Here is a 1077-nt window from a genome sequence, read left to right as displayed (position 1 = left end):
CCCGACGCCGTTTGGCCTGAACTACGGCATCGAGTACCTGTTCATGGCCGTGGTCGGCGGCGTGGGCCATGTGTGGGGCGCGGTGCTGGGCGCGGGCATCCTGACCATCCTGAAGGATGTGCTGCAGGGCGTGCTGCCCAAGCTGCTCGGCGCCAACGGCAACTTCGAGATCATCGTCTTCGGCGTGCTGCTGGTATTGCTGCTGCAATACGCGCGCGATGGCATCTGGCCGTTCCTGCGGCGTCTGGTTCCTTCGGGGCCGCCGGTACTGGCGCCGGCGCAGGCCGAGGCCCTGGCCGTGCGCCAGAAGCCCGACGCCGGCGACCTGATCCTGGATGTGCGCGCCGCGCGCAAGGAGTTTGGCGGGCTGGTGGCGGTGAACGATGTCAGCTTCCAGGTGCGCGCGGGCGAGATCATCGGGCTGATCGGTCCCAATGGCGCGGGCAAGTCCACCACCTTCAACCTGGTGACGGGCGTGCTGCCGGTGACGCGCGGGGAGGTGCGTTACCGCGGTGAAGTGATCTCGGGCCTGCCGTCGCGCGAGATCGTCAAGCGCGGCATCGGCCGCACCTTCCAGCACGTGCACCTGCTGCCGACCATGACGGTGCTGGAGAACGTGGCCATCGGCGCGCACCTGCGCGGCGATTTCCGCGCCCAGGGCGGCGTCTCGGCCGCGATCCTGCGCATGAACAAGGCCGAGGAAGAGAAGCTGCTGTTCGAAGCGAAGCGCCAGCTTGAACGCGTGGGCCTGGCCGATTGCATGTACATGGAAGCCGGCAGCCTCGCGCTGGGCCAGCAGCGGATTCTTGAAATCGCGCGTGCACTGTGCTGCGACCCGGCGCTGCTGTTGCTGGACGAGCCGGCAGCGGGTCTGCGCTACAAGGAGAAGCAGGCCCTGGCCGAGCTCCTGCGCAAGCTCAAGGGCGAGGGCATGAGCGTGCTGCTGGTGGAGCACGACATGGACTTCGTGATGAACCTGACTGACCGGCTGGTGGTGATGGAATTCGGCACGCGCATTGCCGAGGGCGTGCCCGAGGAAGTGCAGAAGAACCCCGCGGTGCTGGAAGCCTACCTCGG

The 1077-nt window shown here is 67.4% G+C and carries 1 protein-coding gene; it reads left to right on the top strand.

What is annotated here, in order from left to right:
* The coding region (locus AC07UK_RS38795) for an ABC transporter ATP-binding protein (RefSeq protein WP_494688358.1) at positions 1-1077 on the top strand (1077 nt) is incomplete at both ends.

The sequence above is a fragment of the Cupriavidus sp. GW821-FHT07C08 genome (genome assembly GCF_059419025.1).
Note: the sequence above shows the minus strand (reverse complement) of the source record. Positions and strands in the feature narration are given on the sequence as shown.